At 37.3% G+C, this 25,984-nt stretch carries 26 protein-coding genes; 17 read left to right on the top strand and 9 right to left on the bottom strand.

From position 1 onward, the window contains the following. The first annotated feature begins 128 nt into the window (after nt 1-128). The gene (locus tag ACM40_RS06470) at nt 129-620 is read left to right on the top strand and encodes a DNA-deoxyinosine glycosylase (protein ID WP_048502020.1); all 492 of its coding nucleotides are present in this window, start codon (nt 129-131) and stop codon (nt 618-620) included. Nucleotides 621-640: 20 nt separating this feature from the next. Here the strand turns inward: ACM40_RS06470 and ACM40_RS06465 are convergent, their stop codons facing one another. From ACM40_RS06465 to ACM40_RS06450, 4 genes are all read right to left on the bottom strand, one after another. Then, nucleotides 641-1,678, bottom strand: a complete 1,038-nt coding sequence (locus ACM40_RS06465; RefSeq protein ID WP_048502019.1) for a phosphotransferase enzyme family protein — start codon at nt 1,676-1,678, stop codon at nt 641-643. Next, nucleotides 1,669-2,574, bottom strand: a complete 906-nt coding sequence (locus tag ACM40_RS06460) for a sugar phosphate nucleotidyltransferase (RefSeq protein WP_048502018.1) — start codon at nt 2,572-2,574, stop codon at nt 1,669-1,671. The genes ACM40_RS06465 and ACM40_RS06460 overlap by 10 nt, the downstream gene beginning before the upstream one ends. Then, complete coding sequence (locus tag ACM40_RS06455; protein WP_048502017.1) at nt 2,564-3,961, bottom strand: Gfo/Idh/MocA family protein; 1,398 nt, start codon at nt 3,959-3,961, stop codon at nt 2,564-2,566. The genes ACM40_RS06460 and ACM40_RS06455 overlap by 11 nt, the downstream gene beginning before the upstream one ends. Nucleotides 3,962-4,301: 340 nt before the next feature. After that, the gene (locus ACM40_RS06450; protein WP_048502016.1) at nt 4,302-4,994 is read right to left on the bottom strand and encodes an AIM24 family protein; all 693 of its coding nucleotides are present in this window, start codon (nt 4,992-4,994) and stop codon (nt 4,302-4,304) included. Between the two features lie 179 nt (nt 4,995-5,173). Between ACM40_RS06450 and queA the strand changes: the two genes are divergently transcribed. From queA to ACM40_RS06425, 5 genes are all read left to right on the top strand, one after another. After that, entirely contained in the window at nt 5,174-6,223 is a 1,050-nt protein-coding gene (queA, locus tag ACM40_RS06445) for a tRNA preQ1(34) S-adenosylmethionine ribosyltransferase-isomerase QueA (protein WP_048502015.1), read from the top strand. A 72-nt stretch (nt 6,224-6,295) separates the two neighbouring features. Continuing rightward, on the top strand, nt 6,296-7,330 hold the full coding sequence (gene rlmN, locus ACM40_RS06440; protein ID WP_048502014.1) for a 23S rRNA (adenine(2503)-C(2))-methyltransferase RlmN: 1,035 nt from the start codon (nt 6,296-6,298) through the stop codon (nt 7,328-7,330). Nucleotides 7,331-7,403: 73 nt separating this feature from the next. Beyond that, nucleotides 7,404-8,330, top strand: a complete 927-nt coding sequence (locus ACM40_RS06435; RefSeq protein WP_053077102.1) for a sterol desaturase family protein — start codon at nt 7,404-7,406, stop codon at nt 8,328-8,330. A 165-nt stretch (nt 8,331-8,495) separates the two neighbouring features. Continuing rightward, entirely contained in the window at nt 8,496-9,371 is an 876-nt protein-coding gene (locus ACM40_RS06430; RefSeq protein ID WP_048502012.1) for a hypothetical protein, read from the top strand. Nucleotides 9,372-9,444: 73 nt separating this feature from the next. Next, nucleotides 9,445-10,422: a polyprenyl synthetase family protein gene (locus ACM40_RS06425; RefSeq protein WP_048502011.1), complete on the top strand. Its 978-nt coding sequence runs from the start codon at nt 9,445-9,447 to the stop codon at nt 10,420-10,422. Between the two features lie 61 nt (nt 10,423-10,483). Here the strand turns inward: ACM40_RS06425 and ACM40_RS06420 are convergent, their stop codons facing one another. Continuing rightward, complete coding sequence (locus ACM40_RS06420) at nt 10,484-11,290, bottom strand: hypothetical protein (RefSeq protein WP_048502010.1); 807 nt, start codon at nt 11,288-11,290, stop codon at nt 10,484-10,486. 274 nt (nt 11,291-11,564) lie between these two features. Next, entirely contained in the window at nt 11,565-11,864 is a 300-nt protein-coding gene (locus ACM40_RS06415; RefSeq protein WP_228376151.1) for a hypothetical protein, read from the bottom strand. Nucleotides 11,865-11,997: 133 nt separating this feature from the next. Here ACM40_RS06415 and ACM40_RS06410 point away from each other — a divergent pair, with 133 nt between their 5' ends. Both ACM40_RS06410 and ACM40_RS06405 read left to right on the top strand, forming a co-directional pair. Then, a complete protein-coding gene (locus ACM40_RS06410; RefSeq protein ID WP_048502009.1) occupies nt 11,998-14,430 on the top strand; it encodes a transketolase C-terminal domain-containing protein in 2,433 nt (810 codons plus the stop codon). 100 nt (nt 14,431-14,530) lie between these two features. After that, a complete protein-coding gene (locus tag ACM40_RS06405) occupies nt 14,531-15,280 on the top strand; it encodes a class I SAM-dependent methyltransferase (RefSeq protein WP_048502008.1) in 750 nt (249 codons plus the stop codon). Here ACM40_RS06405 and ACM40_RS06400 read toward each other — a convergent pair. Continuing rightward, nucleotides 15,270-15,656, bottom strand: coding sequence for a winged helix-turn-helix transcriptional regulator (locus tag ACM40_RS06400; RefSeq protein ID WP_048502007.1), 387 nt, complete (start codon nt 15,654-15,656; stop codon nt 15,270-15,272). The two genes, ACM40_RS06405 and ACM40_RS06400, sit on opposite strands and share 11 nt — an antisense overlap. Nucleotides 15,657-15,780: 124 nt before the next feature. On the opposite strand from ACM40_RS06400, the gene ACM40_RS06395 reads away from it, so the two are divergent. Further along, the gene (locus tag ACM40_RS06395) at nt 15,781-16,842 is read left to right on the top strand and encodes an NADH:flavin oxidoreductase (RefSeq protein ID WP_048502006.1); all 1,062 of its coding nucleotides are present in this window, start codon (nt 15,781-15,783) and stop codon (nt 16,840-16,842) included. A 186-nt stretch (nt 16,843-17,028) separates the two neighbouring features. Here the strand turns inward: ACM40_RS06395 and ACM40_RS20525 are convergent, their stop codons facing one another. Both ACM40_RS20525 and ACM40_RS06390 read right to left on the bottom strand, forming a co-directional pair. Beyond that, nucleotides 17,029-17,190, bottom strand: coding sequence for a bacteriocin-like protein (locus ACM40_RS20525; protein ID WP_165579285.1), 162 nt, complete (start codon nt 17,188-17,190; stop codon nt 17,029-17,031). Between the two features lie 174 nt (nt 17,191-17,364). After that, on the bottom strand, nt 17,365-18,567 hold the full coding sequence (locus tag ACM40_RS06390) for an aminopeptidase C (RefSeq protein WP_048502005.1): 1,203 nt from the start codon (nt 18,565-18,567) through the stop codon (nt 17,365-17,367). A gap of 285 nt (nt 18,568-18,852) precedes the next feature. On the opposite strand from ACM40_RS06390, the gene ACM40_RS06385 reads away from it, so the two are divergent. The 8 genes from ACM40_RS06385 to ACM40_RS06345 all read left to right on the top strand — a co-directional run bounded on the left by ACM40_RS06385 (nt 18,853) and on the right by ACM40_RS06345 (nt 25,916). After that, nucleotides 18,853-19,371 (top strand): RNA polymerase sigma factor, encoded by a 519-nt coding sequence (locus ACM40_RS06385; protein WP_048502004.1) that lies wholly within the window; start codon nt 18,853-18,855, stop codon nt 19,369-19,371. A gap of 11 nt (nt 19,372-19,382) precedes the next feature. Further along, entirely contained in the window at nt 19,383-21,851 is a 2,469-nt protein-coding gene (locus ACM40_RS06380; protein ID WP_048502003.1) for a vWA domain-containing protein, read from the top strand. Nucleotides 21,852-21,964: 113 nt separating this feature from the next. After that, nucleotides 21,965-22,468, top strand: coding sequence for a GbsR/MarR family transcriptional regulator (locus ACM40_RS06375; RefSeq protein ID WP_048502002.1), 504 nt, complete (start codon nt 21,965-21,967; stop codon nt 22,466-22,468). Between the two features lie 77 nt (nt 22,469-22,545). Continuing rightward, complete coding sequence (locus tag ACM40_RS06370; protein WP_048502001.1) at nt 22,546-22,890, top strand: hypothetical protein; 345 nt, start codon at nt 22,546-22,548, stop codon at nt 22,888-22,890. A 7-nt stretch (nt 22,891-22,897) separates the two neighbouring features. Further along, nucleotides 22,898-23,302, top strand: coding sequence for a hypothetical protein (locus ACM40_RS06365; RefSeq protein WP_048502000.1), 405 nt, complete (start codon nt 22,898-22,900; stop codon nt 23,300-23,302). A gap of 478 nt (nt 23,303-23,780) precedes the next feature. Then, the gene (locus tag ACM40_RS06355) at nt 23,781-24,257 is read left to right on the top strand and encodes an SRPBCC family protein (protein WP_048501998.1); all 477 of its coding nucleotides are present in this window, start codon (nt 23,781-23,783) and stop codon (nt 24,255-24,257) included. Nucleotides 24,258-24,294: 37 nt separating this feature from the next. Next, a complete protein-coding gene (locus ACM40_RS06350) occupies nt 24,295-25,194 on the top strand; it encodes a TIGR01777 family oxidoreductase (protein ID WP_048501997.1) in 900 nt (299 codons plus the stop codon). Between the two features lie 458 nt (nt 25,195-25,652). Beyond that, entirely contained in the window at nt 25,653-25,916 is a 264-nt protein-coding gene (locus ACM40_RS06345) for a hypothetical protein (RefSeq protein WP_048501996.1), read from the top strand. Nucleotides 25,917-25,984 lie beyond the last annotated feature (68 nt).

Below are 25,984 nucleotides of genomic sequence, written 5' to 3'. Positions count from 1 at the left end.
AAAGTGAATAGTTAAATGAATTGTTTTTCTGATAATTATTACTTAAAATACTAATAGGAGCGGGCTTTAGCCCGCTTTTTGTTTTCAATAGCAAGGAAGGCTTTAGCCCAATTTTATATATTTGAATTATGCAAAACAGAATTTCCTCGTTTCCTCCAATCATTGATGATCAGTCTGAAATTTTAATTCTGGGCTCAATTCCCGGAGTCAAATCCTTGGAAAAGCAGCAGTATTACGCCCATCCGCAAAATAAATTCTGGACCATTATTTTTCATCTGTTCAATGAAGAATTTACAGAAGATTACGCCGAAAGAAAAAAGGTTTTAAAAAAACATCATATAGCAGTCTGGGACGTGATCGATTCCTGTGAGCGAAAAGGAAGCCTGGATTCTGAAATCAAAAATGAAGAGGCCAACCAAATTGCTGAGCTTTTAGATGAACATCCCAATATCAAAGCTATTTTCTGTAATGGAGGAAAATCATACAAAAACCTGCAGAAGCTTTTAGGAAAAAACTACAGATTACCTGTATTTCAGCTGCCTTCCACAAGCCCGCTTCATACGGTTTCCTTTGATGTAAAATTGGAAGAATGGAAGAAAATTTTAGAGTTCTTGAAATAAATTTTGTTCGCGCAGATTATTTATAAATCATCTTTCAAATATTTTCTCAACCCTTTCAGCAACTCCAGCTGATTTCTGGTCCTGTCCAGATTGTGTTCAGCATATTTTGTAGAGTAATAAGTGCTTCCATTCAGGTAATCCGTCAGAAAACGAACAGCTTGAATATAAATGACGACCTGTGCAGCATAGTCCAGGTTATCGAGCTCTTCAAAAGTCAGTTTCTCTTTTAAATACAGTAAAAATCCGTCTTTTACAGTTCTGTAAATGTGGGAATTAAAATTATTAGCTGCATTTCCATCATCTTCATCCAGTGTATTGGTGTAAGATCTCGCCATGTCGCCGAAATCATACAGAATGGTAGAAACCGTTACCGTGTCGAGGTCAATAACAGCCAAGGGACTTGAATGGTTATCAAAAAGTATATTTCTCACATTAGGATCTCCGTGAATGATTCTTTTAGGCAGAAGGCCTTCTTTTTCCATTTCAATCCATTTTTGAGGAAGAAAAAGCAGCTCATTCATTGACTCTATTTCTGATTCGGCATTTCTCAGCAGATCTTCATGGGCATTCTGTAAAGAAATTTGATAATCTGAAATTCTTTTCTCAAAATTAATAAAATCAGGAATCGGAATCTGGATATCAGGCAGATCTTCGGGATTGACGGTATTTAAAAAGCTTCCGACAGCCTTTGCTGATTCATAAGCCGTTTTTAAATCGGGAATTTTAAAAAAAGTCTTCGTCCCTTCAATGAAGCCGAGCATTCTCCACGACTCTCCCTCGTCATCCTGCATTATCAGGTTGCCGGATAAAGTTTTCTTCAGATTGACCAGCTGCAAAGGATAATTTCCACTTTCTAGCATGGTGTTGATCATCAGGTGATTATGGGTGACAATTTCGGGAAAATGAAAAACCTGTCTGTTGATTTTCTGCAGAATAAATTTTTCCCCGGAATCATGATCTTCTACCAGATAGGTGGTATTGATCAGTCCATTGGTGATAGGAGAGATCGTACAGTTTTCAGTTCCGGTGAATCCGGTCACGATTTGTTTTAATTCCATAGATCTTCAGGGTATCTGTTTTTTGTGATTTCTGATGCCAGAAAATCTTTAATACTGATTTTATCATCCGCATAAGTAACTCCCATCCACTGGGAAGGTGAGGCTTTCACCAACACCTTTGCTTTTTCTTCATCAATCATTCTCTGTATGGCAGAAGGAACATAAAACTCCTCCGATAGCTCCGGACCTGAATGGATAAAATCATAAAAATAACTTTCCAGACTGATAAAAACAGAAGGATGGAAAATGAAAAAATTCATCGATACCAATGTATCTGAAGCTATTTCAATATCATTCCCTTTCCCGGTATAAACAATTGAGTCTCCTTTTCTGCGGATAGAAGTTTGCTCCTCTACTTTTATCAGATAATTGTCTGCATCTAAGGTACATATTCCTCTTGCAACATTTCCATTTCCGCTTAAAGTAGATTCTACCGGATAAGCAGCCATTCCAAACTTTGATTCTGAAATGTGAAGATCAATTTCTTCAGATGCTAGCTGATAAACCTCTTTCCCATAAAAATCATCTGCATTGATCATCACAAAAGGTTCCTGTATAACATTTCTTGCACAAAGAACGGCATGACCTGTTCCCCAAGGCTTTTCCCTTTCTGATGAATCATAACCCAGGGGTAGAAAGGCCTCTTTTTCCTGATAGACCCAATGGAGTTCAAACTCTTCTTTTTGAGATATTGCATTTAATCTTTCAATATAACTTTCCGGGATACGTCTGTTGGCAATAATAACAACTTTGCTGAAGCCTGCTCTCAAGGCATCATAGATGGAATATTCAAGGATGGGCGAACCGTTATCCAGGATTCCGTCTATCTGTTTCAGCCCTTTATAGCGGCTTCCCAAACCTCCGGCTAATATGAGTAATGTCTTTTTAGAATTCATCAGTCATTCCAAATACGGGTTTACGGGTCTTCCATTTTCCATTGGTAAAATCCGGAATGTCTACAGCCTGACCACCTTTAGCAATAGATTCTTCGCTGAGTGGAGTAATAGAATACCATAAAGCAAGATCATACACATCCATCGGGAATTCTATATTTCGTTTGATACATTCAATAAAAGTATTCATCACAAAGAAATCCATCCCTCCGTGTCCGGCACCCGCAGCTGTACTTTCAAATTTTTTCCAGATAGGATGGTCGAATTCTTTCATCCATTTTTCCGTATTTTCCCAGCGGTGGCTGTGATTCATTGTTTTTTCAAAATAAATATGGCCCTGGTTGAAATCTCCCCAGCCGAAATCCTGCCACAAGCCTTCCGTTCCCTGTACCCTGAATCCAAGATCATAAGGTCGCTGCAAGCTTGTGTCATGGGTTAAAAGAATAGTCTCACCATTCGCACAGGCAATCTGTGTAGTAACAATATCTCCCTGGTTGAATTTAACTTTTGTATTAGGATGATTTTCGCCTCCTTTAGGATGCTCTGTAATATATTTGTGCAGTCCAACAGACTTCGAAGAGAATGATGAAAGTCTGGTTAAACGGTTTCCACGGTTGATATCCATCATAACAGCCACAGGACCTAATCCATGAGTAGGATAAAGCTCACCGTTGCGTTTTACATAGTGTTCCGTTCTCCAATGAGCTTCACTGAATCCTTTTTCGCCAAATTCGGCACCTGAGTTATAAGGAGTAACCCCGTCATTGAAAAGAACACCCCTTAAGTCATGCTGGTAACCGCCCCTTCCATGAACCAGTTCACCAAACATACCCTTACGGACCATATTCATAATAGCCATGATATCCCTGCGGTAGCATACGTTCTCCATCATAAAAATAGGAACTTTTGTTTCCTCATATACCTTTACAAATTCCCAGCAGTCCTGCAGCTTTATGGCTCCGGAAACTTCCATGCCGACAATTTTTTTCGCTCTCATTGCCTCAGTACCTTGCGGAAGGTGCCATTCCCACGGAGTGGCTATGACTACAGCATCTATGGTTTTCAGTTTCAAAAGATTTCTGTAATCGTATTCTCCGTTTGAAAATTCCTGGGCGGCAGATTTATTATTATCCTTCAATATTTTCTGAGATGCAGCAAGCATTCTTTTATCAGGATCCGCAAACGCTACAATCTCTACGTCATTACGCTTTGCCAGCAGTTTTACATGTTCCTGCCCACGGAGTCCTACACCGATAAAGCCGACGCGGACTTTTTTATCTGATTTAAAATCATTTGAATAGGCAAATAAAGAATTGGGTAAAACCAATGCTCCAAAGCTGGCCAGGGCAGCGGTTTTAATAAAGTTTCTGCGTGAAGAGGTGATGTCCATTAAAATTTTTTCCTAAATATATTAAAAAGTTGCGAGGTGGCGGGTATGGATACGGGATACGCGGCTTCAGAGTCGGAGAGTTTTAGAGTTTAGGGGTGAAGGATAGAGGATAATAATAGGTTTTGAAATTAGGGATGCATTGTATAGCAAAATAAAAACAGCTATCCCGATAGGAAGACAGCTGTTTTACAATTATTTATCAAATATAGCGCGTAAGTGTAAAATAATAGATTGTTAAATCTTAATAGAAATATAATGTTACAGTTTTATTATTTAAGATCAATCTATCAAATTTCAGGAGACTTCTCGCTTAATAGATAGCTTCAGGCTTCTGATCAATCTATTTTTCCGTGAAATATACTTCTTCATAAGGCTGGATAAGTACCCATCCGTTTCCTGAAAACTTCATCTGAAACTCTTCTCCGCTTCCTCTTCCGATCAGGCTTTTGAAGGAAACATTCGTTTTCAGATCAGGACTAAGATTTCCAGACCATGCTACTGTAGCATTGGGATCTGTAAAAACAGGACTGTCCGGGGTTACCATCAGGGTTAGCGGTTCACCGTGGGTAGTTATGGCAATGTGTCCCGTTCCGGAAAGCTTTACCTGGAAAAGACCTCCGGCCATCATACCCGCAATACTTTTTAGCATGGTAATATCACTTTTTACACTCTGCTCATGGGCCAGCACATCATTTCCGTTGACACATACCGATTCATTATTCAGATACAGGATGCGCACTTTTTTACCGGAATCTGCCACATAAAGTTTACCGGTTCCTTCTGCTTTCATCAGTTTTGCTCCTTCACCGCTGATTGCTTTCTTTAAAAGATTGCCGATTCCTCCTGCCAGCATTCCCTGTCTTTCAAAATTAATCCCTCCTACATAAGCTACCATGCTTCCTCTTTTGGTCCATACCGCCTGGTTATTAAGGTTAATTTCCAGCATGTGCGGCGTTTCAAGCTCAAAATAGTCCTTCTGCTGTGGATTTTCTTTAGTTTCGTTAACAAAGGCTTCCAATGAATATTTGCTCATAGTGTAAATTTTTTAATGTCTTCAAAAATAATCTTTTTTCCCATCACAGATCACCGTAGAATCACGGTTTTAAATTGATTTTAAATAATACTTGACAAAGGGGTATTCAATGTTGTATATTTGCACTCCGAAAATTACACTTGTAATTTGAATAATTTTTAAACCGTAATTTAAAAAAAATGAAAACATCAGATTTTAATTTTGATCTTCCTGCGGAATTATTGGCAGAACACCCATCCGAACACAGAGACGAAGCCAGATTAATGGTTCTTAACAGAAAAACAGAAACCATTGAACATAAGCTGTTTAAGGATGTTGTGGATTATTTCGACGAGAAAGATCTATTTATCTTCAATAATACTAAAGTTTTCCCTGCACGTCTTTATGGAAATAAAGAGAAAACAGGTGCTAAAATTGAAGTTTTTCTTTTAAGAGAGCTTGATAAGGAAACCAGAGTATGGGACGTTCTTGTAGATCCTGCAAGAAAAATCAGAATCGGTAACAAACTATTCTTTACTGAAGATGAATCTTTGGTTGCTGAAGTTATCGATAACACAACTTCAAGAGGAAGAACACTAAGATTCTTATTCGATGGTTCTTATGACGAATTCAGAACAAAACTGAAAGAACTGGGAGAAACTCCGCTTCCAAAATACATCAAAAGAGCAGTAGAGCCGGAAGATGCAGAAAGATACCAGACTATTTATGCAAAAGTAGAAGGAGCCGTTGCTGCGCCTACTGCCGGTCTTCACTTCTCTAAGCATTTGATGAAAAAACTAGAGATCAAAGGAATCGATTTTGCTGAAGTAACCCTTCACGTTGGTTTGGGAACTTTCAACCCGATTGAGGTAGAAGATCTTTCCAAGCACAAAATGGAGTCTGAAGAAATCATCATTGACGAGAAAAATGCTGAAATCATCAATAAAGCGGTAGAGGCTCACAGAAGAGTTTGTGCAGTAGGGACCACTACTATGAGAGCATTGGAAACTTCTGTTTCTTCAAACAAAAAAATCTCTGCTTTCAATGGATGGACAAATAAATTCATCTATCCGCCTCACGATTTTGGAGTTGCCAACTCAATGATCACTAACTTCCATACGCCCAAATCAACATTATTGATGATGATTGCTGCGTTTGCCGGAAAAGAGTTCATCATGCACGCTTATGAAGAAGCCGTAAAAGAAAAGTATAAATTCTATTCTTACGGTGATGCAATGTTAATTTTATAAAAAAGATATCAGGTAAAAGGTTGCAGGTAGTAGTTATCTGCGACCTGAAACCTGTCATCTGCAACCTTACTAATGAAAGATATCCGAGTTTTATCACTGGACCAGCTTAAAGATTACTTTGTAACTTTAGGGGAAAAACCGTTTCGTGCGAAGCAGGTTTATGACTGGCTGTGGAGTAAAAATCTCCATTCGATTGATGAAATGACCAATCTTTCGAAATCTCTCCGTGAAAAAATTTCCGAAGAGTATACCATTAATCCTGTTTCTGTTGACCAGCTTCAGAGAAGCACGGATGGAACCATCAAAAACGGAGTGAAGCTCCATGACGGATTATTGGTAGAATCTGTTCTTATTCCAACAGAAACAAGAACTACAGCCTGTGTTTCCTCACAGGTAGGATGTTCCCTGAACTGCGAATTCTGTGCAACGGCAAGACTTAAGAGAATGAGAAACCTGGAAGTCGCTGAGATCGTAGACCAGGTCGCCCTGATCGACAGCCAGAGCAAAATGTACTTCAACAGACCGCTTTCCAATATTGTCTTTATGGGAATGGGAGAGCCTATGATGAATTACAAGAATGTAGTGGAAGCCATCAGGAAAATTACCCAGCCGGAAGGTTTGGGAATGTCACCAAGAAGAATTACCGTTTCTACATCCGGAATCCCGAAGATGATCAAAATGCTGGCAGACGATGACCTTCGCGTAAAGTTGGCCCTTTCACTTCACTCTGCTATCGAATCCAAGCGTAATGAAATTATGCCTTTCTCGGATAAGTTTCCACTGACAGATATTATGGAAGCTCTTCAGTACTGGTATCAGAAAACAGGTTCTGTGATCACTTTTGAGTACTGTGTATGGAAGGGAATTAATGATGGTGATGAGGACATTAAAGCGCTGATCAAATATTGTAAGCAGGTTCCTTCCAAGGTGAATCTTATCCAGTATAACCCTATCGGAGATGGAAAATATGACCAGTGTAATAAGCAGGCGGAAGAAAATTATGTAAGTCAGCTGGAAAATGCCGGAATTACTGTTATGATCAGAAAAAGCCGTGGTGGCGATATCGATGCTGCATGCGGACAGCTTGCCAATAAAACAGCAGATTAAAATTTCCTTAAAAACCTTAAAATTTTTCTTAAAAATTTCCTAAAAGCTTAACTTTACATAAAGCAAAGTTATTATGGACTTCTTTATGAGCGAGGATGGTCTTGAGAATGTATACGCATGGGCTATTCCGTTTCATGCTGCCGTTATTTTGGCAGAGATGATTTATAGTCATGTTTCTGAAGCCAAACTATATAACGGAAAAGATGTTGCGACAAGCGTTTATCTGGCCCTGATGAACTTTGGCCTGGATCTCATTATGAAGGCCTTCGCGATGGGAGTGATGTTCTTTTTCTACAACCACAGGCTTTTCATATGGGATTTTACAATTTGGTATTGGCTTATCTGCTTTGTGATCACGGACTTTGCGTATTATGTGCTGCATTATGTAGATCACCATTCCAGAGCGTTCTGGGCAGTTCATATTACCCATCATAATTCGGAGTACTTCAATCTGACGACCGGATTCAGGAGTCCGGTGCTGCAGCCGCTTTACAGATACCTCTATTTTTCCCCTCTGGCTTTTTTAGGCTTTAATCCATGGCATATCATGGTTGTGTATGCGATAGGACAGGTATATGGAACCTGGGTACATACACAGACTGTGAAAACAATGGGAATCCTGGAATATATCCTGGTAACACCTTCCCATCACAGGGTACATCATGCCTGTAATATCAAATATCTGGACAGAAATATGGGAATGTGTCTCATCATTTGGGATAAGATCTTCGGTACTTTTGAGAAAGAAGATCCCAATGTGCCTGTCAAATATGGAATCTATCCTAAAATGCCGGACAATAAACCGGATACTGTTCTTCTTTACGAATGGAGAAAGATCTGGAAAGATATTAAGCAACCGGGACTGAAGTTTTCAGACAGGATTAATTATATCTTCAATTCTCCTGGCTGGAGACATGACGGTACCGGAAAAACGGTAAGGCAGTATCAGAAAGATTATCTAAAGAAACGGGCTGGAAAACAGAAAATGAAATCCGCATAGAGTGTCATATTGCGAATCAACGGTTTTTAGAATACCTACAATCTGTCGGGCCAAATTCCCCTCCCTTGGAGGGGTGGTAAAAATTCAAAGAATTTTTGAAGGGGTGGTTCTAAGCAAAAAACTTCTCAACTTTTCCAATCATCCGCAAACCCTTATCTTTACTCTATGAAAAAACTCCTCCTTTTTTCCGCTTTTATCATTTTTCAATACTCATTTTCCCAACAGACCGATTTTTTTAAAATAAGAAAATTCAGAGTTGCCTATTTAGATGACAAGATCAGGGAAAATTCAGGACTAAGTCTTCTGAATGGAAAACTTTATACCTTCAATGACAGCGGTAATGCTCCTGAAATTTTTGAACTGGATGAAATTTCCGGAAATATCAAAAATACATTCACAATTAATGCTAAAAATAAAGATTGGGAAGCCCTTACCAATGACGGTAAGAATTTCTATATCGGCGATTTCGGAAATAATGGCGGAACAAGAAGAGATTTGGAAATTTATAAGCTGTCTTTTCAGGATGAGCCCAAAAATGATTCCATTACAAAAATAACATTCTATTATCCGGAGCAGACAGAATTTATTCCCCAATATACCAACAATGATTTTGATGCCGAAGCGATGATCTATCTCAACGGAAAGCTTCACCTTTTTACCAAAGAATGGAAATCAAAATTCACATCCCATTATATTATTGATCCCAATATACCGGAAAAACAGAGGGCTGAGAAAACAGAATCTTTTAAGACCAATTTTGTTGTGACTGATGCTTCTTATTTTGACCGGAAACTTTATCTGATAGGATACACCAAAAAAACGGAGGTATTTCTTAATATATTCACAGAAACGGAACCCGGAATTTTCTTTAAAGAAAAACCCAGGCATTATTATCTGGGAAGCGCTCTGGCAATAGGGCAGATTGAAGGAATTGCCGTTAGTGATGCAGGAATCTATATTTCAGGGGAAAAATTTAAATCGAGATTGGGAAGGGCACAGCCGGCATTGTATTTTATTCCCAGAGAGCAATTCAAAGATTAATTTTATCCTGAAATTGCGTGAAAAAAATTATCTTTGTGATAATTAATAAGTATTTACCTTTCATTCACAGATTTTGGCAAACATCGTAGAAGAAATTAAACGACCGATCAATGAGGAAATGAAACTTTTCGAGCAGAAGTTTTATGAATCGATGCAGAGCAAAGTGCCTTTATTAGATAAAGTAACCCGTTTTATTGTGACTACTAAAGGAAAGCAGATGCGTCCTATGTTCGTTTTCCTGTGCGCAAAGCTGATCGGTGAGGTTAATGAAAAAACGTACCGTGGCGCTTCTATGATCGAGCTTATTCACACAGCAACCCTGGTACATGATGATGTAGTGGATGAAAGTTTCAAACGTCGTAATTTCTTTTCCATTAATGCCTTGTGGAAGAATAAAATTGCTGTTTTGGTAGGAGATTATCTTTTATCAAAATCAGTACTCCTTTCTACAGATCATAAAGATTACGATCTTTTAGGTGTGATTTCCAGAACAATCCGCGAAATGTCCGAAGGCGAGCTTCTTCAGCTGGAAAAGGCCAGAAAACTGGATATTACAGAAGACGTTTACTATGAAATTATCCGTCAGAAAACAGCTACTCTTATTGCTGCCTGTTGTGAAATTGGGGTTTTATCCAATAATGCGGATGAAACTCTTGCTAAAAAAATGATGAATTTCGGTACATATACCGGAATGGCTTTTCAGATTAAGGATGACCTTTTTGATTACTTAAGCTCAAATGTAATCGGAAAACCAGTTGGTATAGATATTAAAGAACAGAAGATGACCCTTCCTTTGATTTATACACTGAAAAATGCCAGTGAAAAAGACAGAAAGTACTACTTCAATACTATAAAGCGCTATAACAATGATCAGAAACGCGTAAAGGAACTGATAGAATTTGTAAAAAGTTCCGGAGGTATGGATTATGCTATAAAAGTGATGAAAGACTTTCAGCAGAAAGCCAAAGACATTCTGGAGGAATTTCCGGATTCTGAAGCCAGGAAATCATTGCACAGTATGCTTGATTATGTAATTGAAAGAAAATTCTAAGGATCGGAATTAACAAAATAAAAAACGGGGTGTATTGCTGCATCCCGTTTTATTTTTAATGTTAAATTTTCTGTACTGTAACATTTGTAACGTTTCCGTTTCCTGTAGGTCCCATTTCTGTCGATAAAACCGTACAGGATTGGTTAGGTGCTGCAGTGAAACGAACCTGATAACCTGCTGTAGGTATAATAAGCAGTGTTGTATAATTCATCAGCTCACCAATTCTTGTCGTAGAGGTAAGTGTAGGCGTTGCAGTCGCAGAATAATGACTGCCCCTTCCTAAATAAGTAGCATCAGGAACCGGTCTAATTCCTAAAAGTAACTGTGCATCTGCAGCAATACCTGCAAAACTTGCCTGTAATGTCACCAGATAATTTCCTGCCTGGTTGAAAGTTAAAACTCCTGTGCTTGCATTATAGCTGTAAAACGGTGAAGTTGCAATTGGTGCTGCAAACATAAGAGTAGTGATAGTGGCCGCACCGGAAATACTCTGGTCAGCTGCCAACCGGGCGTGGAATAGTGAATAAGCAGTAAAGTCTATTGTTTTTAATACGCCGTTTGCATCAGCCACCACAACTCTGTCGGTGCCTCCTGTTCCCACATTCGAATTGATGTTACGGATTCTTGCATTTCCTGAAGCCACATCCAGTTTATCCGTTGGGCTTGTTGTCCCAATACCAACATTGGCAGCACTTGTCACAACAAAATCATTAGCCTGCTGTGTAACCGAAGGAGCACCTGACAGCGGATTGTCTTTTGCAGCATCAATATGAAAACTGGCTTGTGGATTGTTGGTGTTTATACCTATTTGGGCATAGATAATGCTTGACGTTAAAAAAACGCCACATAACGAAATAATTTTTTTCATCTTTTAATTTTTTCTCTTTTGTGTAGTAAAATTACTGAATATTCAAATCCATTTAACAATTTTCATACCATTATAGAAATTATGATTAACAATATGATAATTTTTGATGCTTTTAAAAGAAAATATTATTAATAATGTAAAAAAAGATCCCTTTTATTTGAAATAATTTATATGTTCAAATACCACATTATTTTAACCAAACCAAGAACAAAGAGGTGATTTATTTACAGGAAAAAATAGTATGTTGACAAATGAGATGATTAGAGTAATAGATTTAGTCAATTATTTTCACGGTCACAATAATAACTGCCAAAACAATACAAAATAAAGCGATTAAAAATAGATAATCCGCAATGGTCTCATATTTATGTTCCCGTCTTTCGCTTTTAGTCCGGATGGCCAGAAATGAGAAAAAGCAACTGCAGGCAAAAAGCATGCACGATACGCTGGCAAATTCGTCCAGATGCGTATGCATACTGATTTTTGTGATTTTTAATGAAGTGATGATAATCAGGGAAAAACCCAAAAGATTGCTGGATGCATTCAGGATATGAGGTGACTTTTTTTCCATCATTGACAATTTTTCACAATATAAAACACATTTTTTTTATTATCAAATTTTTAAAAAAGATTATTGAAAATTAAAATTAGTTTAAAAATTGTATATTAGCGCCATACTTGAAGAATAAAAACTTTTATATCTAGCTATGCAGACAACCTATATTGAAACACAGCAAATTTCTTTCCAGGATTTTAAAAATCAGATACTTGAAGACTACAGGTTAGGAAGGATATCGCGCGAAATGTCTTACCTTGGAAGGAGAGAAGTACTGACAGGAAAAGCTAAATTCGGAATTTTTGGGGATGGTAAGGAACTTCCTCAGCTGGCAATGGCGAAAGTTTTCAGAAATGGAGATTTCCGTTCTGGATATTACAGGGATCAGACTTTTGCATTAGCGGTAGATGCTTTAACGGTTGAAAGCTTTTTCGCACAACTGTATGCAGATACAAGTGTAGAAAGAGAGCCGGCATCAGCAGGTAGACAGATGAACGGACACTTCGCAACAAGAAGTTTAAATGAAGACGGAAGCTGGAAAGACCTTACGGCACAGAAAAACATCTCTTCCGATATTTCTCCTACAGCAGGACAGATGCCAAGGCTTTTAGGATTGGCTCAGGCTTCCAAAGTTTATAAAAGTGTAAAATTTGAAGGATCTGAAAAGTTTTCAAAAGAAGGAAATGAAGTTGCTTTCGGTACCATCGGAGATGCTTCTACAGCAGAAGGACACTTCTGGGAAACGTTGAACGCAGCATGCGCACTTCAGGTTCCAATGATCGTTTCTATCTGGGATGATGGCTACGGAATTTCAGTTCCGACCAGAAATCAGAGAGCAAAAGCTGATATTGCTGAAATGTTGAGCGGTTTTCAGAGAAAAGAAGGTGAAAATCAAGGTTGCGAGATCATTCAGGTAAAAGCCTGGGATTATCCTTCATTACTGGATGCTTATGCAAGAGCAGAGCATTTTGCAAGAACGGAAAGTATTCCGGTTGTGGTTCATGTTATTGAAGTTACCCAGCCTCAGGGACATTCTACTTCAGGGTCTCATGAGAGATATAAAAATGAAGAGCGTCTTTCCTGGGAGGCGGATTTCGACGGTTTGGTGAAATTTAAAGAATGGATCCTGAACTATTCAATCGAAATTGAAGGAAAAGAAGAAATTATAGCTTCAGCAGAAGAATTAAATGCGATTGATGAAGAAGCAAAAAAAATAGTAAAAGCAGGCCAGAAAAATGCCTGGGAAAACTACCAGAAGACCATTACTGATCTGATTCAGTCGGTTCTTCCTTTAGTTGAAAATCTTAAAGGACAGGATACTGAAATCGAGAGCTATATCGCTCAGTTCAATAAACTTGTTTCCAAAGCTAAAAAAGATGTTTTCCATCTGACAAGAAAAGTACTATTAGCGACAAGAGGAACAAATTCTGCAGAAAGAACTCAGCTGATGCAGAAGTATAATGAAATCTTTGAAAAAGAAAAAGACAACTATTCTTCCCACCTGTATTCACAATCTCAGTGGAAGGCTGAAAATGTGAAGGAAATCAAGCCTGTTTTTTCAGACAGCTCTGAAGAAGTGGACGGAAGAGTAGTGGTAAGAAATAATTTCGACAAAATTTTCGAAAAATATCCTCAGACTTTAGTATTTGGTGAAGATGCCGGAAATATCGGTGACGTTAACCAGGGATTAGAAGGGATGCAGGAAAAATATGGTGATGTGCGTGTTGCAGATACCGGAATCCGTGAAGCTACCATTCTTGGTCAGGGAATCGGGATGGCCATGAGAGGCCTGAGACCTATTGCTGAAATTCAGTATCTGGATTATATCCTTTACTGTTTACAGGGTATGAGCGACGACCTGGCAACAGTTCAGTACAGAACGAAAGGAGGCCAGAAAGCTCCGGTAATTATCAGAACAAGAGGTCACAGGCTGGAGGGCGTATGGCATTCTGGTTCTCCGATGGCGGGAATTCTGAACCTTTCAAAAGGTATCCTGGTGTTGGTTCCGAGAAACTTAACAAAAGCTGCCGGATTCTACAATACAATGCTTCAGAGTGATGATCCTGCTGTCATTGTTGAGTGTCTTAATGGATACAGATTAAAGGAAAAACAGCCTGATAACCTAGGTGAATTTACAGTTCCTGTAGGAAAAATTGAAGTAACCAAAGAAGGAAAAGATGTTACGTTGGTAACCTACGGTTCTACATGGAGAATTGTAATGGATGCAGCAGAGCAATTGGAAAAATTAGGAATCTCTGCAGAAGTTATCGATGTTCAGTCTTTAATTCCTTTCGATTTAACCAGCGAAATTGCTGAAAGCGTGAAGAAGACCAACCGATTAGTTGTGATCGACGAAGATGTGGAAGGCGGAACTTCAGCGTTTATCCTTCAGCAGATTGTAGAAAAGCAAAAAGCATTCAGATACCTGGACTCAGATCCGTTGACGATTGCTGCGAACGATCACCGACCTGCTTATGCAAGTGACGGAGATTATTTCAGCAAGCCATCTTCAGACGATATGGTTGAGAAAATTTATGCGATGTTTAATGAAACAAACCCTCAGAAATATCCAGCGATATTTTAATTGGGATTTCAGATAAATAAAAACCGCTTTCTTTTTGGGAAGCGGTTTTTTTATTAAGGAATATGTAATTTTGATAGAATCAAATTTCATAAAATAGAAGATGAAAATCACCCAACTTGTCATTCTTTTTAATTATCAAAAAATTCTATTGGGAATTGTCATTTCGGTTCTTCTTTATACTTCGTCGTTTTGGATAAATTTCAATCCAGTTATTTTACTATTAAGGATTTTAAGTGTTATTATTATTTTAAATATAATTGGTTCTCTCATTGCTTCTTACCTGCTTTATGACAAATCAGATTTGTATGAGCTAAATAATTTAAAAGAGATTGTTGACTTTGAGAAAATAGAAAATGCAATTTTGGTTCATGCCAGTTTTGATCCTTTATCAAAGCGATTAGAGGAAAAATATCCAGACTTGAATTTAACAGTTTGCGACATTTATGGAAACAGACATGAGCATGAAAAAGGCATAGGAACATCAAAGGAAATATTTCCTCCCAATTCTAAAGAAATAAAGATTTCTCCGGATAAATTGCCTTTTGAAGATCGGTCCCAAGATGTAATTCTTGCTTTAACAGCGCTGCATGAAATTTTAGATCATCACCAAAGAGTTTTATTTTTTAAAGAAGCAAAAAGAATTTTAAAGAATGATGGAGTAATCATTGTCTCTGAACAGTTCAGAGATGCGACCAATTTTATTTTCTTCAATATTGGTGCATTTCATTTTTTAAGCCAAAGCCAATGGAAGAAAGCGATTTCGGAAGCGGATTTAAAAATAGTTTCCAATCAAAAAATCACTCCCTTTGCTAATATGCTGATCATAAAAGATAAAAACATCAAACTTTAACTATTTTATGAGCTTTTTTATTCAGGAAATTACAATTCTTATCGCCTTGAAATTCCTTACTCTGATACGTTGCCTCCCATTCTTCCAGAAGATATAATATAGGTAAAAGGGCCAGTCCTTTTTCCGTAAGAGAATATTCCACTCTTGGAGGCAGCTCTTTAAACTCCTCACGGATAACAAGCCCGTCACTTTCCATTTCTCTTAACTGATCGGTCAAAACCTTTCTGGAGATCACGTGAATCCTCACGGCAAGCTCTCCAAAACGGAGCTTACGGTCCTTTATTACAAGAACAATGATAGGTTTCCATTTGCTTCCCAACGCAGACATTGCTTTGCCTAAAGGGCAGCTGTACTGCATCATTTCATTCTTTTTCATATCCGTTACTTTTATGTTACTAATGTAAGTTACTGCGAAGTTACCACTATTTTTCGGATAAAAGATACAAAAACGAACTATTATTAGTTACTTTGTGTAACAATTATAAAATACCAATTTAAAAATGAGTACAGAATCATTATTTAAACCATTTACGTATAAAAGTCTTGAACTTAAAAATAGAATTGTAATGGCTCCTATGACCAGAGCCCAGTCCGATAATGGAGTTCCTACCCAGAATATTGCAGAATATTATGCCAGAAGAGCCGCTGCAGAAGTGGGATTAATCCTTTCCGAAGGAACTGTAATCAACAGAACGGCTTCAAAAAATATGCAGAATATTCCTGATTTCTATGGTAATGAAGCATTGGCAGGCTGGAAAAATGTCATCAATGCAGTTCATCAGAACGGAGGTAAAATGGGACCTCAGATCTGGCATGTGGGAGATACAAGAATGTCCGAAGATTATCCGCTGGCGCCAATGGAGAAGGCTTCAACAATGACTTTGGAAGATATTCAGGATACCATTGCACAGTTTGCCGCATCTGCAAAATCGGCCAAAGATTTAGGTTTTGATGTTGTTGAAGTTCACGGAGCACACGGATACCTTATTGACCAGTTCTTTTGGGAGGTTACCAATACAAGAACCGATGAGTATGGCGGAAAAACAATCAAAGAAAGAAGCCGTTTCGCGATCGATGTAATTAAAGCGATAAGAGCAGCAGTTGGAGAGGATTTCACCATTATTCTCCGTCTTTCACAATGGAAGCAGCAGGACTATAGCAGCAGGTTGGCTGCTAATCCGGCAGAAATGGAAGAATGGCTGTTACCTTTAAAAGATGCCGGAGTAGATATTTTCCATTGCTCGCAGCGTCGTTTCTGGGAACCGGAATTTGAAGGTTCAGATTTAAACTTTGCAGGTTGGGCAAAAAAAATCACAGGTCAGCCGACAATCACTGTTGGTTCTGTAGGTTTGAAAGGAGATGTTATGGGTGCTTTTGCGGGACAGGGAACTGAAAAAACGGATCTGAACGAATTGATCAAAAGACTGGACAATGAAGAGTTTGACCTTGTTGCTGTAGGACGTGCCCTTTTGCAGGATCCTCAATGGGCTCAAAAAATAAAAACAGGCAATACCGGAGAGCTGCTGGATTTCTCAGCGGAAAGCATGGGAAAACTGTATTAGGATATGGCGGATAGTCAATTGTGAATTTGCTTTGCTGTCAATTTTTAATTTCTGGGAATAATGATTATAATTCACTTGCGAAGCAAAATTTGACCATTGACTATTCACTTAAAATATTAAATTTTCACCTATCTATTATTTAAGAAACCCGTTTTCAGAATCTCTGAAAGCGGGTTTTATCTGATCTTAATCCTGACACATCGTTCCGTCCGGTTCACAGGTCCAATAGCTTGGAAAGCCATTTTTACGCGGATGATAACAGGCGGTAGTTCCCGAAGGACATTCAGGTGCATTTCCACCGTTAATTTTCTTTAAATCTGATTTTGTTAATTTTTTTAAATTTTTCATAGATAATAATTTGTTTGATAATTAAAAGTAAAATATTTTCACTTAACAGCGAAATAATTTTGGTGAAAATATGAAAATAATAAAACAACCGCGCTCCGAAATATTTCGGAGCGCGGTTTTAACAGATTTAAATATCTAAAATTACCGTCAGGGACAGTAACAGTGACTGATTGATTACAAACCAATATTTTTAGTAGGCTTTAACTGCTTCAGGATGCTTTTCGGAACAGCGTTCTTATGAATCAGGATAGCTGTAGACTTATATTCCACATAAGGTCTTGTTACATAAATATATCCCTCGAAATCATTGGTAACTCCCCAGGAATTCTTTACCATATAATATTCTTTACCCGTTTGGTCTTTTGCAAGTCCTACGATGTGCATGCCGTGGTCATCCGTTGTTGAAAGGTTGTTAAGTCCTTTTTGACGCAAATCTTCCGTGATGGTTTTGTCTTTTTTAGATTCAGTGAACAAAGACTGTTTGTTCTCATCAGTTATCGTATTAAGGTCGATATCAGGAACGTAGGCTACCCCGTTTTTGTAAGAGAAATAAGGTTCGGTAACGTCTGTCGCCCAACCTACAGAATATCCTTTGTTTACAGCATTATCAATAATAGCCGTAAGATCTTTCATCGGAACATTCCAATCGGAATCGTGGCTCCAGTTATCGGGAATCGGAACTACAAATTTCTGGTAATACGGATAATCTTTATAAGAAGAGATTTCGATATAATCTTCAGGATTGATTCCTACCACTTCTTTAGCAAATGTTTTGGGAGTATAGTTTTTCCCTTCATAAGTAAAGTTGGATGGCACTTTTCCTAAATATTCATCCAGAATTGCATCTACCGGCTTCATCCAGTTATCAGTCAGTTTTGCTTTTGAGCCTGCCTGGACAAGACTGTCTAAAACGGTTTTCAATTTCCCTTGCATTTCTTTAAAGTTATTCAGGGTTTGTCCTGCTTTCAGTCCTGTATACACATCCTGTGGAACAGCACCGTATTTTTTATACATATTGATAACGTCATGCAGCTCGCCTCCGTCGCCCCAGCTGATGGCTCCGTTGTTCAGTACATATAATTTAGCTTTATCATGATAAGAATTCCTTGCTGTAAAGATTTCAGCAAGATCTACAGGCTTTTTACCCATTCTCTGCATTTCGGATTCAAGGAAAGAATTTCCTGAGTAGCTCCAGCAGGTTCCTGATGAACCTTGGTTTTTTACCGAAGTAGCTCCCACGTCTTTTAACGTTGTGAACTGGAAATTAGCATTTTGAGATTGATTGTTTTTTAATTTGTTGATCAAGTCATCTTGGGCAAACATCATACTTCCTGCAGACAAAACAAAAAGTAATGAGGCAATTTTGGTATTTTTCATTACTATAAAAGATTATTTATATGAATAGTCGTTCATATTACAGATTTGTTACAGAGGGAAAAGTTAAATTTGGAGAGTTAAAAAGGGGGAAAAGTAAAAGGACAAAAAGAACGAAAAAGCTAAATGGCTATTGGGAACTGAAGAATTAAAATTGCAGTTTGCTTCTTGACTTTTTTGCCTTTTTGTTGTTTTGCCATTAGCTTTATCAGCCTTTTAACAAAAAAACAAAAACCATTTCCAACCCATCTGAAAGTTTAAGCATCTATAAGAGTATAAAGCCTGACTATGGAAAGAGAATTACTATTAGAATGCCAGCGTAGCAGCCGCAGTGCACAGCGGAAAGTATACGAGAAAATGGCGGGCAAGCTGTACTCAGTCTGCAGACGCTACCTGAAAAATGATGAAGATATTGAAGAAGTACTGGCCGATACTTTTTACAAAATATTCACCAAGATCACCCAGCTCCAGAATCTGGATACTTTTGAAGCATGGGCCAGAAAAATTGCTGTTAATGAATGTCTTCAAAAGTTGAGAGCCACCAAAACCCAGTTCATTTCTATGGATGACGGCTTTGTGGAAACTTCCGGCATCTTATCAGAAAGCATTTCGTTTGAGAAAGATATTCTGAGCCTCCTGAACTTTCTTCCTGAAGGCTGCAGGGCCATATTCAATCTGTTTGCGATCGAAGGATACCCGCATAAGGAAATTGCGTCCATGCTTTCCATCAGCGAAGGAACGTCGAAATCCCAGCTCAATTTTGCTAGGAAAAAATTACAGGAACTTTTGATCAATCAGAACATTTAAACTTTAGAACAATGGAAAATAATCAAGATATAGATAAAAGATTCAATGAGGCCTCTAGGCTTTCAGAAGAGCCGGCTGTTTTTCCGGGTTTTGATAAAGTCTGGGCAAAAGTTGAAGAAAAATTAGATAAAAAAGAAGAAAAGAAGAGGATATTTCCCGCTTGGCTCCCATATGGAGTTGCGGCAAGTTTAGTTATTGGCTTGGGGGCATTTTATTTTATCAGTAAAAATAAAACTGTTGACCCTTCAAAACCTGTCATTGCAGAAAACAGAATGAAAACCAGCCCTGAAAAGAATACAGTTCAAGCAGTTGACAGTACGGTAAAATCCAATATTGAAAAGGAAATTGGAGCTTCAAAATCTTTACAAAAAGAACCTGTTTTAGCTTATGAACCTGAAATAGCTAAAAAAACCGCTGATAACAAATACAATGAAACTTATTCTTCAAGGAAAGCAGGTTATTCAACGGATGACTATTTGATTAGAAAGAAAGATGAGACAGTTGCATCTGTTTCTCAAAAAAGAGGAGGGCAGTGGAAAGATACTTTAAGAACCCAAAATATTGAAGAAGTAGTTGTAACCGCAATGCTTCCTAAAAAGAAATCAGAATATACTTCAAGTGCAGTGAGTATACAATCCAATTATATTGCATCAAATACTACCCAACAGCTCCAGGGAAAAGTATCTGGGTTACAAATACAAAGTGCTTATGGAATTAAGAGAAGGAAAAATGATGAGATCAGAAATACTTTCAATACAATAAATAATGGTTATTTTAACAATAATAATCCGGTTGCTATAAGAGGTTCCGCAAGCTTAAAAGGAACAAATGTTCCATTGATTATCGTAAACGGTAAAATAGTGGACCGGGATTATTTCAGTGCTTTAAATCCTAAAAAAATTGAAAGCGTAGAAGTAGTAAAAGGAGCTGCTGCATCTGCACTGTATGGAAGCCAGGGAGTGAACGGAGTCATTGTAGTAAAAACTAAAAGACTTTCCAGAAAAGAGAGAAAAAGGATGGAAGAAATACAGAAAACAATCAGCCAATACAAGCAGAATAATATTTCTGATCATGAAGAATATGATGAATTTGAAGAGAATTCGTTTGAATTGACAAAAAACCAGCCATTATCGACCTTTTCTATTGATGTGGACAATGCTGCCTATTCCAATATCAGGCGAATGATCAATAACGGGCAGACTGTGGATAAAAATGCGGTAAGGATTGAAGAAATGATCAATTATTTCAAATACAGTTACCCTCAGGCTGAAAATAATGTTCCATTTTCAATCAACACCGAATATAGCGATGCTCCGTGGAATCCTGGTCATAAACTGCTTAAAATAGGCCTTCAGGGAATAAATATCCCGACAGATAACTTGCCCAATTCCAATCTGGTGTTCCTTATTGATGTTTCGGGATCTATGAATGAAGACAATAAATTGCCATTGTTGAAGTCTTCTTTAAAATTGCTTTTAAATCAATTAAGACCACAGGATAAAGTAGGAATTGTAGTGTATGCCGGAAGTGCTGGAATGGTTTTGTCCCCAACTTCGGCAAAAGAAAAAGATAAAATCACAGAAGCTTTGGATAAACTTAGTGCGGGCGGAAGCACAGCAGGCGGAGCAGGAATAGAACTTGCCTATAAGCTTGCTCAGGAAAACTTTATAAAAGGTGGAAATAACAGGGTAATTATAGCGACAGACGGAGATTTTAATGTGGGTGAATCTTCTGTTGGAGATCTTGAAACTCTTATTGAACAAAAAAGAAAATCCGGTATTTTCCTTACATGTCTTGGTTACGGGATGGGCAATTATAAAGATAACAGGTTGGAAACTTTGGCTGATAAAGGAAACGGAAACTACGCTTATATCGACAATATGCAGGAAGCCAATAAATTCCTTGGAAAAGAATTTGCCGGTAGCATGTATGCCATTGCCAAAGATGTGAAAATCCAGATAGAATTCAATCCTAAATATGTAAGTTCCTACCGTCTGATCGGTTATGAAAACAGAAAACTGAGAAATGAAGATTTCACTAACGATAAGATTGATGCCGGAGAATTAGGTAGCGGACATACGGTAACTGCATTGTATGAGATTATCCCTGTAAACGTGAAGTCAGCTTTTGCACCAAAGGAAACTCAACTAAAATATTCAACAACTTCGACTTCCCAAAACTTCGGAGACGAATTGGGTACGGTAAAATTCAGATATAAAAAACCTGATGAAGATAAAAGTGTTGAGATCAATCAGGTTATCAAAAATTCTGATGAATCTATAGAATCCGCAAGCCCGGATTTTAAATTCGCATCATCGGTTGCATGGTTCGGATTGGTGTTGAGAGATTCTAAACTGATAGATAAAAAAAATCTCAAAAGTATTGAAACTCTTGCAAAAGATGGTAAAAATAAAGATGAGGAAGGATACAGATCTGAGTTTATTAGATTGATAGAAACTTATCAATCCGCTCAAAAATAGCATGAAAACAGACATTGTAAAGAATGTCTGTTTTATTTTAAAATTTATTTTCAAAAATTATTGAAAATTCAAAAAATATAATTACATTTGTTACAGTAATAAAAGAGAAATCAATGAAACTTTCAGAAGCAAAAGAAAAATATGTACAAACCTGGGGAACATTCGCCACAAACTGGGGAATCAACCGTACCATGGCTCAGGTTCATGCACTGCTTCTGGCAAATGGAAAACCTTTATCTACGGATGAGGTCATGGAGCAGTTGGAAATTTCAAGAGGAAATGCCAACATGAATCTCCGGGCATTGATAGACTGGGGAATCGTCAGAAAAGAATTTATCAAAGGTGACCGCAAAGAATACTTCGTAGCAGAAAAAGACATCTGGTACCTGTTCAAACAAATTGTGAAAGAACGCAGAAAAAGAGAAATAGAGCCTGTTATTTCTTTTTTGGAAGAGCTGAAAAATATTGACGATAAAGATTCTGAGGAAGCCAAAGAGTTTATAAAGATAATGGACGATTTCAGTACAGTGACAGGAAAGATCAATAATATTATGGATCTTGCGATTAAAAGTGACGATCACTGGCTGGTAGGTAAAATTACCAACCTGTTGAAATAGAAAAGTAGGAGAGGATTCAGATCCTTTTTTATTTGAATTTAATTTTCAAAAATTACTGAAAATATAATACATACAGAATGTTCAATATAGTGTCATATATCATTTTTCTTACCGTGAGTTTTTACATCACTATAGATGTGGGTAGAAGATGTTTTCATGCCGGAAAGTCCTATCTGGAATATCTCCTTCATGATAAAGGAATGTGTCTTACAATCAACAGGATACTTCTCGGATGCTACTATCTGCTGAACCTGGGATATATTGCCGTCAACCTCGCATTTTGGGATAAAGTCGACTCTGTAGAAGAACTTGTTTCAGTAACGGCAGCTCGTATCGGATGCATAACTTTAATCCTTTGCGTACTGCATTATATGAACATTTTCACCCTTTATTTCTTAAAAAATAAACTAACCTTAAAATAACACAGTTATGGACACAGCAGTTTTAACTACCACAACGTACAATTTTTCAGCGTACATGATTTATTTGCCAATTGTTATTGCTCTTACCGTATTCGTATCCCAGTTTTTGTTCAAAAATTCAAAAACATTCATGATTGATATTTTTCACCAGAAAGAAGACATCGCAATGGCAACAAATTCTCTCTTTAAAATTGGCTTCTATCTCCTGAATATTGGTTTTGCTCTTTGCATCATTGAATTTTTCCAGATTGAAACCGTAGAAAGATTAGTTGTTGCTTTAAGTAAAAAAATCGGCGGCTTCTCTATTTATCTTGGAGTTATGATGCTTTTGAATTTGTTACTATTCCTGAAAGGACGTAAACATGCCATGAGAAAAGAAAAACATATCGAAAATGAAGACACTGATATTTAAAATCTGGATGTATCTGACCTTCAGATCCTCCAATAAAAGAACCAGGGGCGATTTTTTAACCTTTTAAAATTAATGATCATGAAAACGTTTGCAAAATATGACTTCTATATCCAGTTATTGATTTTAATTATAGGAATTATCTCAATCTTTATAATGGATAATTCTTCCATTGGAGGACTGTCATTTCACTTTATAGTAGGAATTTCTCAATTAATAAGCTATATAATCAAGCTATTTTTTAAGGAGGAAAAATCTATACTTTTCATTATTTACGGAATATTTATTTTACCAATTTGGATTTCTCTATTATTACTTATACTTTTTAAGTCGCAGGCTTATAATCTGTTGATAACGATTCCATTTCTCGGACTTTTCTATAGCCCAGTTTTAGCTCTGGTTTATATTTTCGACACTTATAAATTCTATCAATATCAAAAATAAATATCTAATCTCCATCTCGAACCTAAAAACTTAAAAAATGACAACAATATATTTAGAAACCCCAATCAAAGCAGATATTCATAAAGTTTTTGATTTATCCAGAGATATTGATCTGCATCAAAAATCAACATCAAAAACCAATGAGAAAGCAATAGCTGGAAGAACGTCCGGTCTGATTGAAGAAAATGAAACCGTGACCTGGAGAGCCAGACATTTAGGAGTGGATCAAACCTTGACAACAAAGATTATCAGCATGGAGAAGCCATCCCAATTCACGGATATAATGCTTAAAGGAGCTTTTAAATCAATGAAGCATCAGCATATTTTCAAACAGAAAAACGGCAGTACGGTAATGATCGATATCTTCGAATTTGAATCCCCGCTGGGATGGATAGGAAAACTTTTTAACCACTTCTTCCTGAAAGATTATATGAAGAAATTCCTGTTGGAAAGGAACAAATTAATAAAGTTAACAGCAGAGTCTCAATATCAAATGAAGGACAGATCTGCGTGAAAAAACAATAGTTTTAAAATTCTAAATTCAAAACACAATGAAAATAATAATGGCTGGCGGAACCGGATTTCTCGGGGAAAACCTAGAAAAATATTTTAAAGAAAAAGGAGCTCAGGTATACATTCTCACAAGAAAGCCAAAACGCAGCAATGAGATGTATTGGGATGCCCGAACTTTGGGCAAATGGAAGGACAGCATGGAAGGAACGGATGTACTCATCAACCTTACAGGAAAATCTGTAGACTGCAGGTATAACGAAAAAAATAAGGAAGAAATATACAAATCCAGAATCGACAGCACCAAAGTGCTTCAGCAGGCAGTCGACCAATGCATCACTAAGCCTAAGATCTGGCTGAATGCCTCTTCAGCAACCATTTATATACATTCCGAAACCCACCTGAATACAGAAGAAAACGGCATTATCGGCGACGATTTTTCCATGAATATCTGCAAAAACTGGGAAAAAGAATTTTTTAAGATGAATAATGAACAAACAAGAAAAGTAGCTTTAAGAACCTCTATTGTTTTAGGAAATAATGGCGGTGCTTTCCCTAAACTGCAAATGATCACAAGATTCGGTTTGGGCGGAAAACAGGGGCGGGGACAGCAGAAAGTTAGCTGGATCCATATTGATGATTTCTGTAAAGCTGTTGAATGGGTCATTAACCATGAAGATATGTCAGGAACTGTCAATGTAACCGCTCCCAATCCTGTGTCCAATGAAGATCTTATGAAAAAAATGAGAAAACACCTCAAAATCCCTTTTGGATTAAATGCTCCGGTATGGCAGCTGGAAGTAGCTTCTCTCTTTTTGAATACGGAAACTGAACTTTTATTAAAAAGCAGAAATGTGTATCCCGAAAAACTGATTAAAGCCGAATTTCAGTTTACTTATCCTGAGCTGGATAAAGCATTGCAGCATTTGTCGAAAAATTAAGGTTTGCTGATCAGTGGCAGGATATTTTAATTTAGCAAAAACGAACGTCATATGCTCATGAAACAGAAAACAAAAACCTTTTTTCTTTCATCTTTTCTAATTTCTTCAGCTTTTTTTCACAGGCTCATAATGTATCTGCTATCAGAAGCATTTAAAGTATTTAAATTCCTGGGAAACAAAGCGGGTAACAATTAAAATTCCGGTTAGAGAGCTCCGGTTTTTAGATGAAAATATAAACTGGACAGTAGAAAAAATGAACATACAGAAAATTCCTCTAAAACCTTCCCTTAAAACAGAATATTGAGGTAGAATGATTTTCTTGCTTATTGGATTATCATTTTCTAAAGCCTGTTGACAGAAGAGCAGTGTGAAAATAATAAATTCTGGTATGATATATGTAATATGTACTGCAAAACCTGAATGAATATTAATTAATCATTCTAAAAAAATAAAATGTCATGAAAAAGTTTTTTATATCAACCGTATTGTTATTAGGTTTATCGATGAGTGTGAATGCCCAGAAACGACCACCGGCTCCACCACACCCTTCCAAAAGTGAGTTGGTCAGCCTTAAATCACGTGAGCTAGAAAAAAAATACAATACAGAAAAGAAGCTGATTATGAATCATCCGCTTGCTACAAAAAAGATGAAAAGAGATCAGATGAAAGCTTTAAATGAAAGATATGCGACTGAAAAGCGATTGCTTAGACAGGCGAAATAATATAGAATCTTTGCAGTTATTAAAATTGTAAAAGCCGTTTTTTAGAGCTTGAACTTTGAGAAGTTCTT

The organism is Chryseobacterium sp. BLS98, from assembly GCF_001045445.1.
Classification (GTDB): domain Bacteria; phylum Bacteroidota; class Bacteroidia; order Flavobacteriales; family Weeksellaceae; genus Chryseobacterium.
Note: the sequence above shows the minus strand (reverse complement) of the source record. Positions and strands in the feature narration are given on the sequence as shown.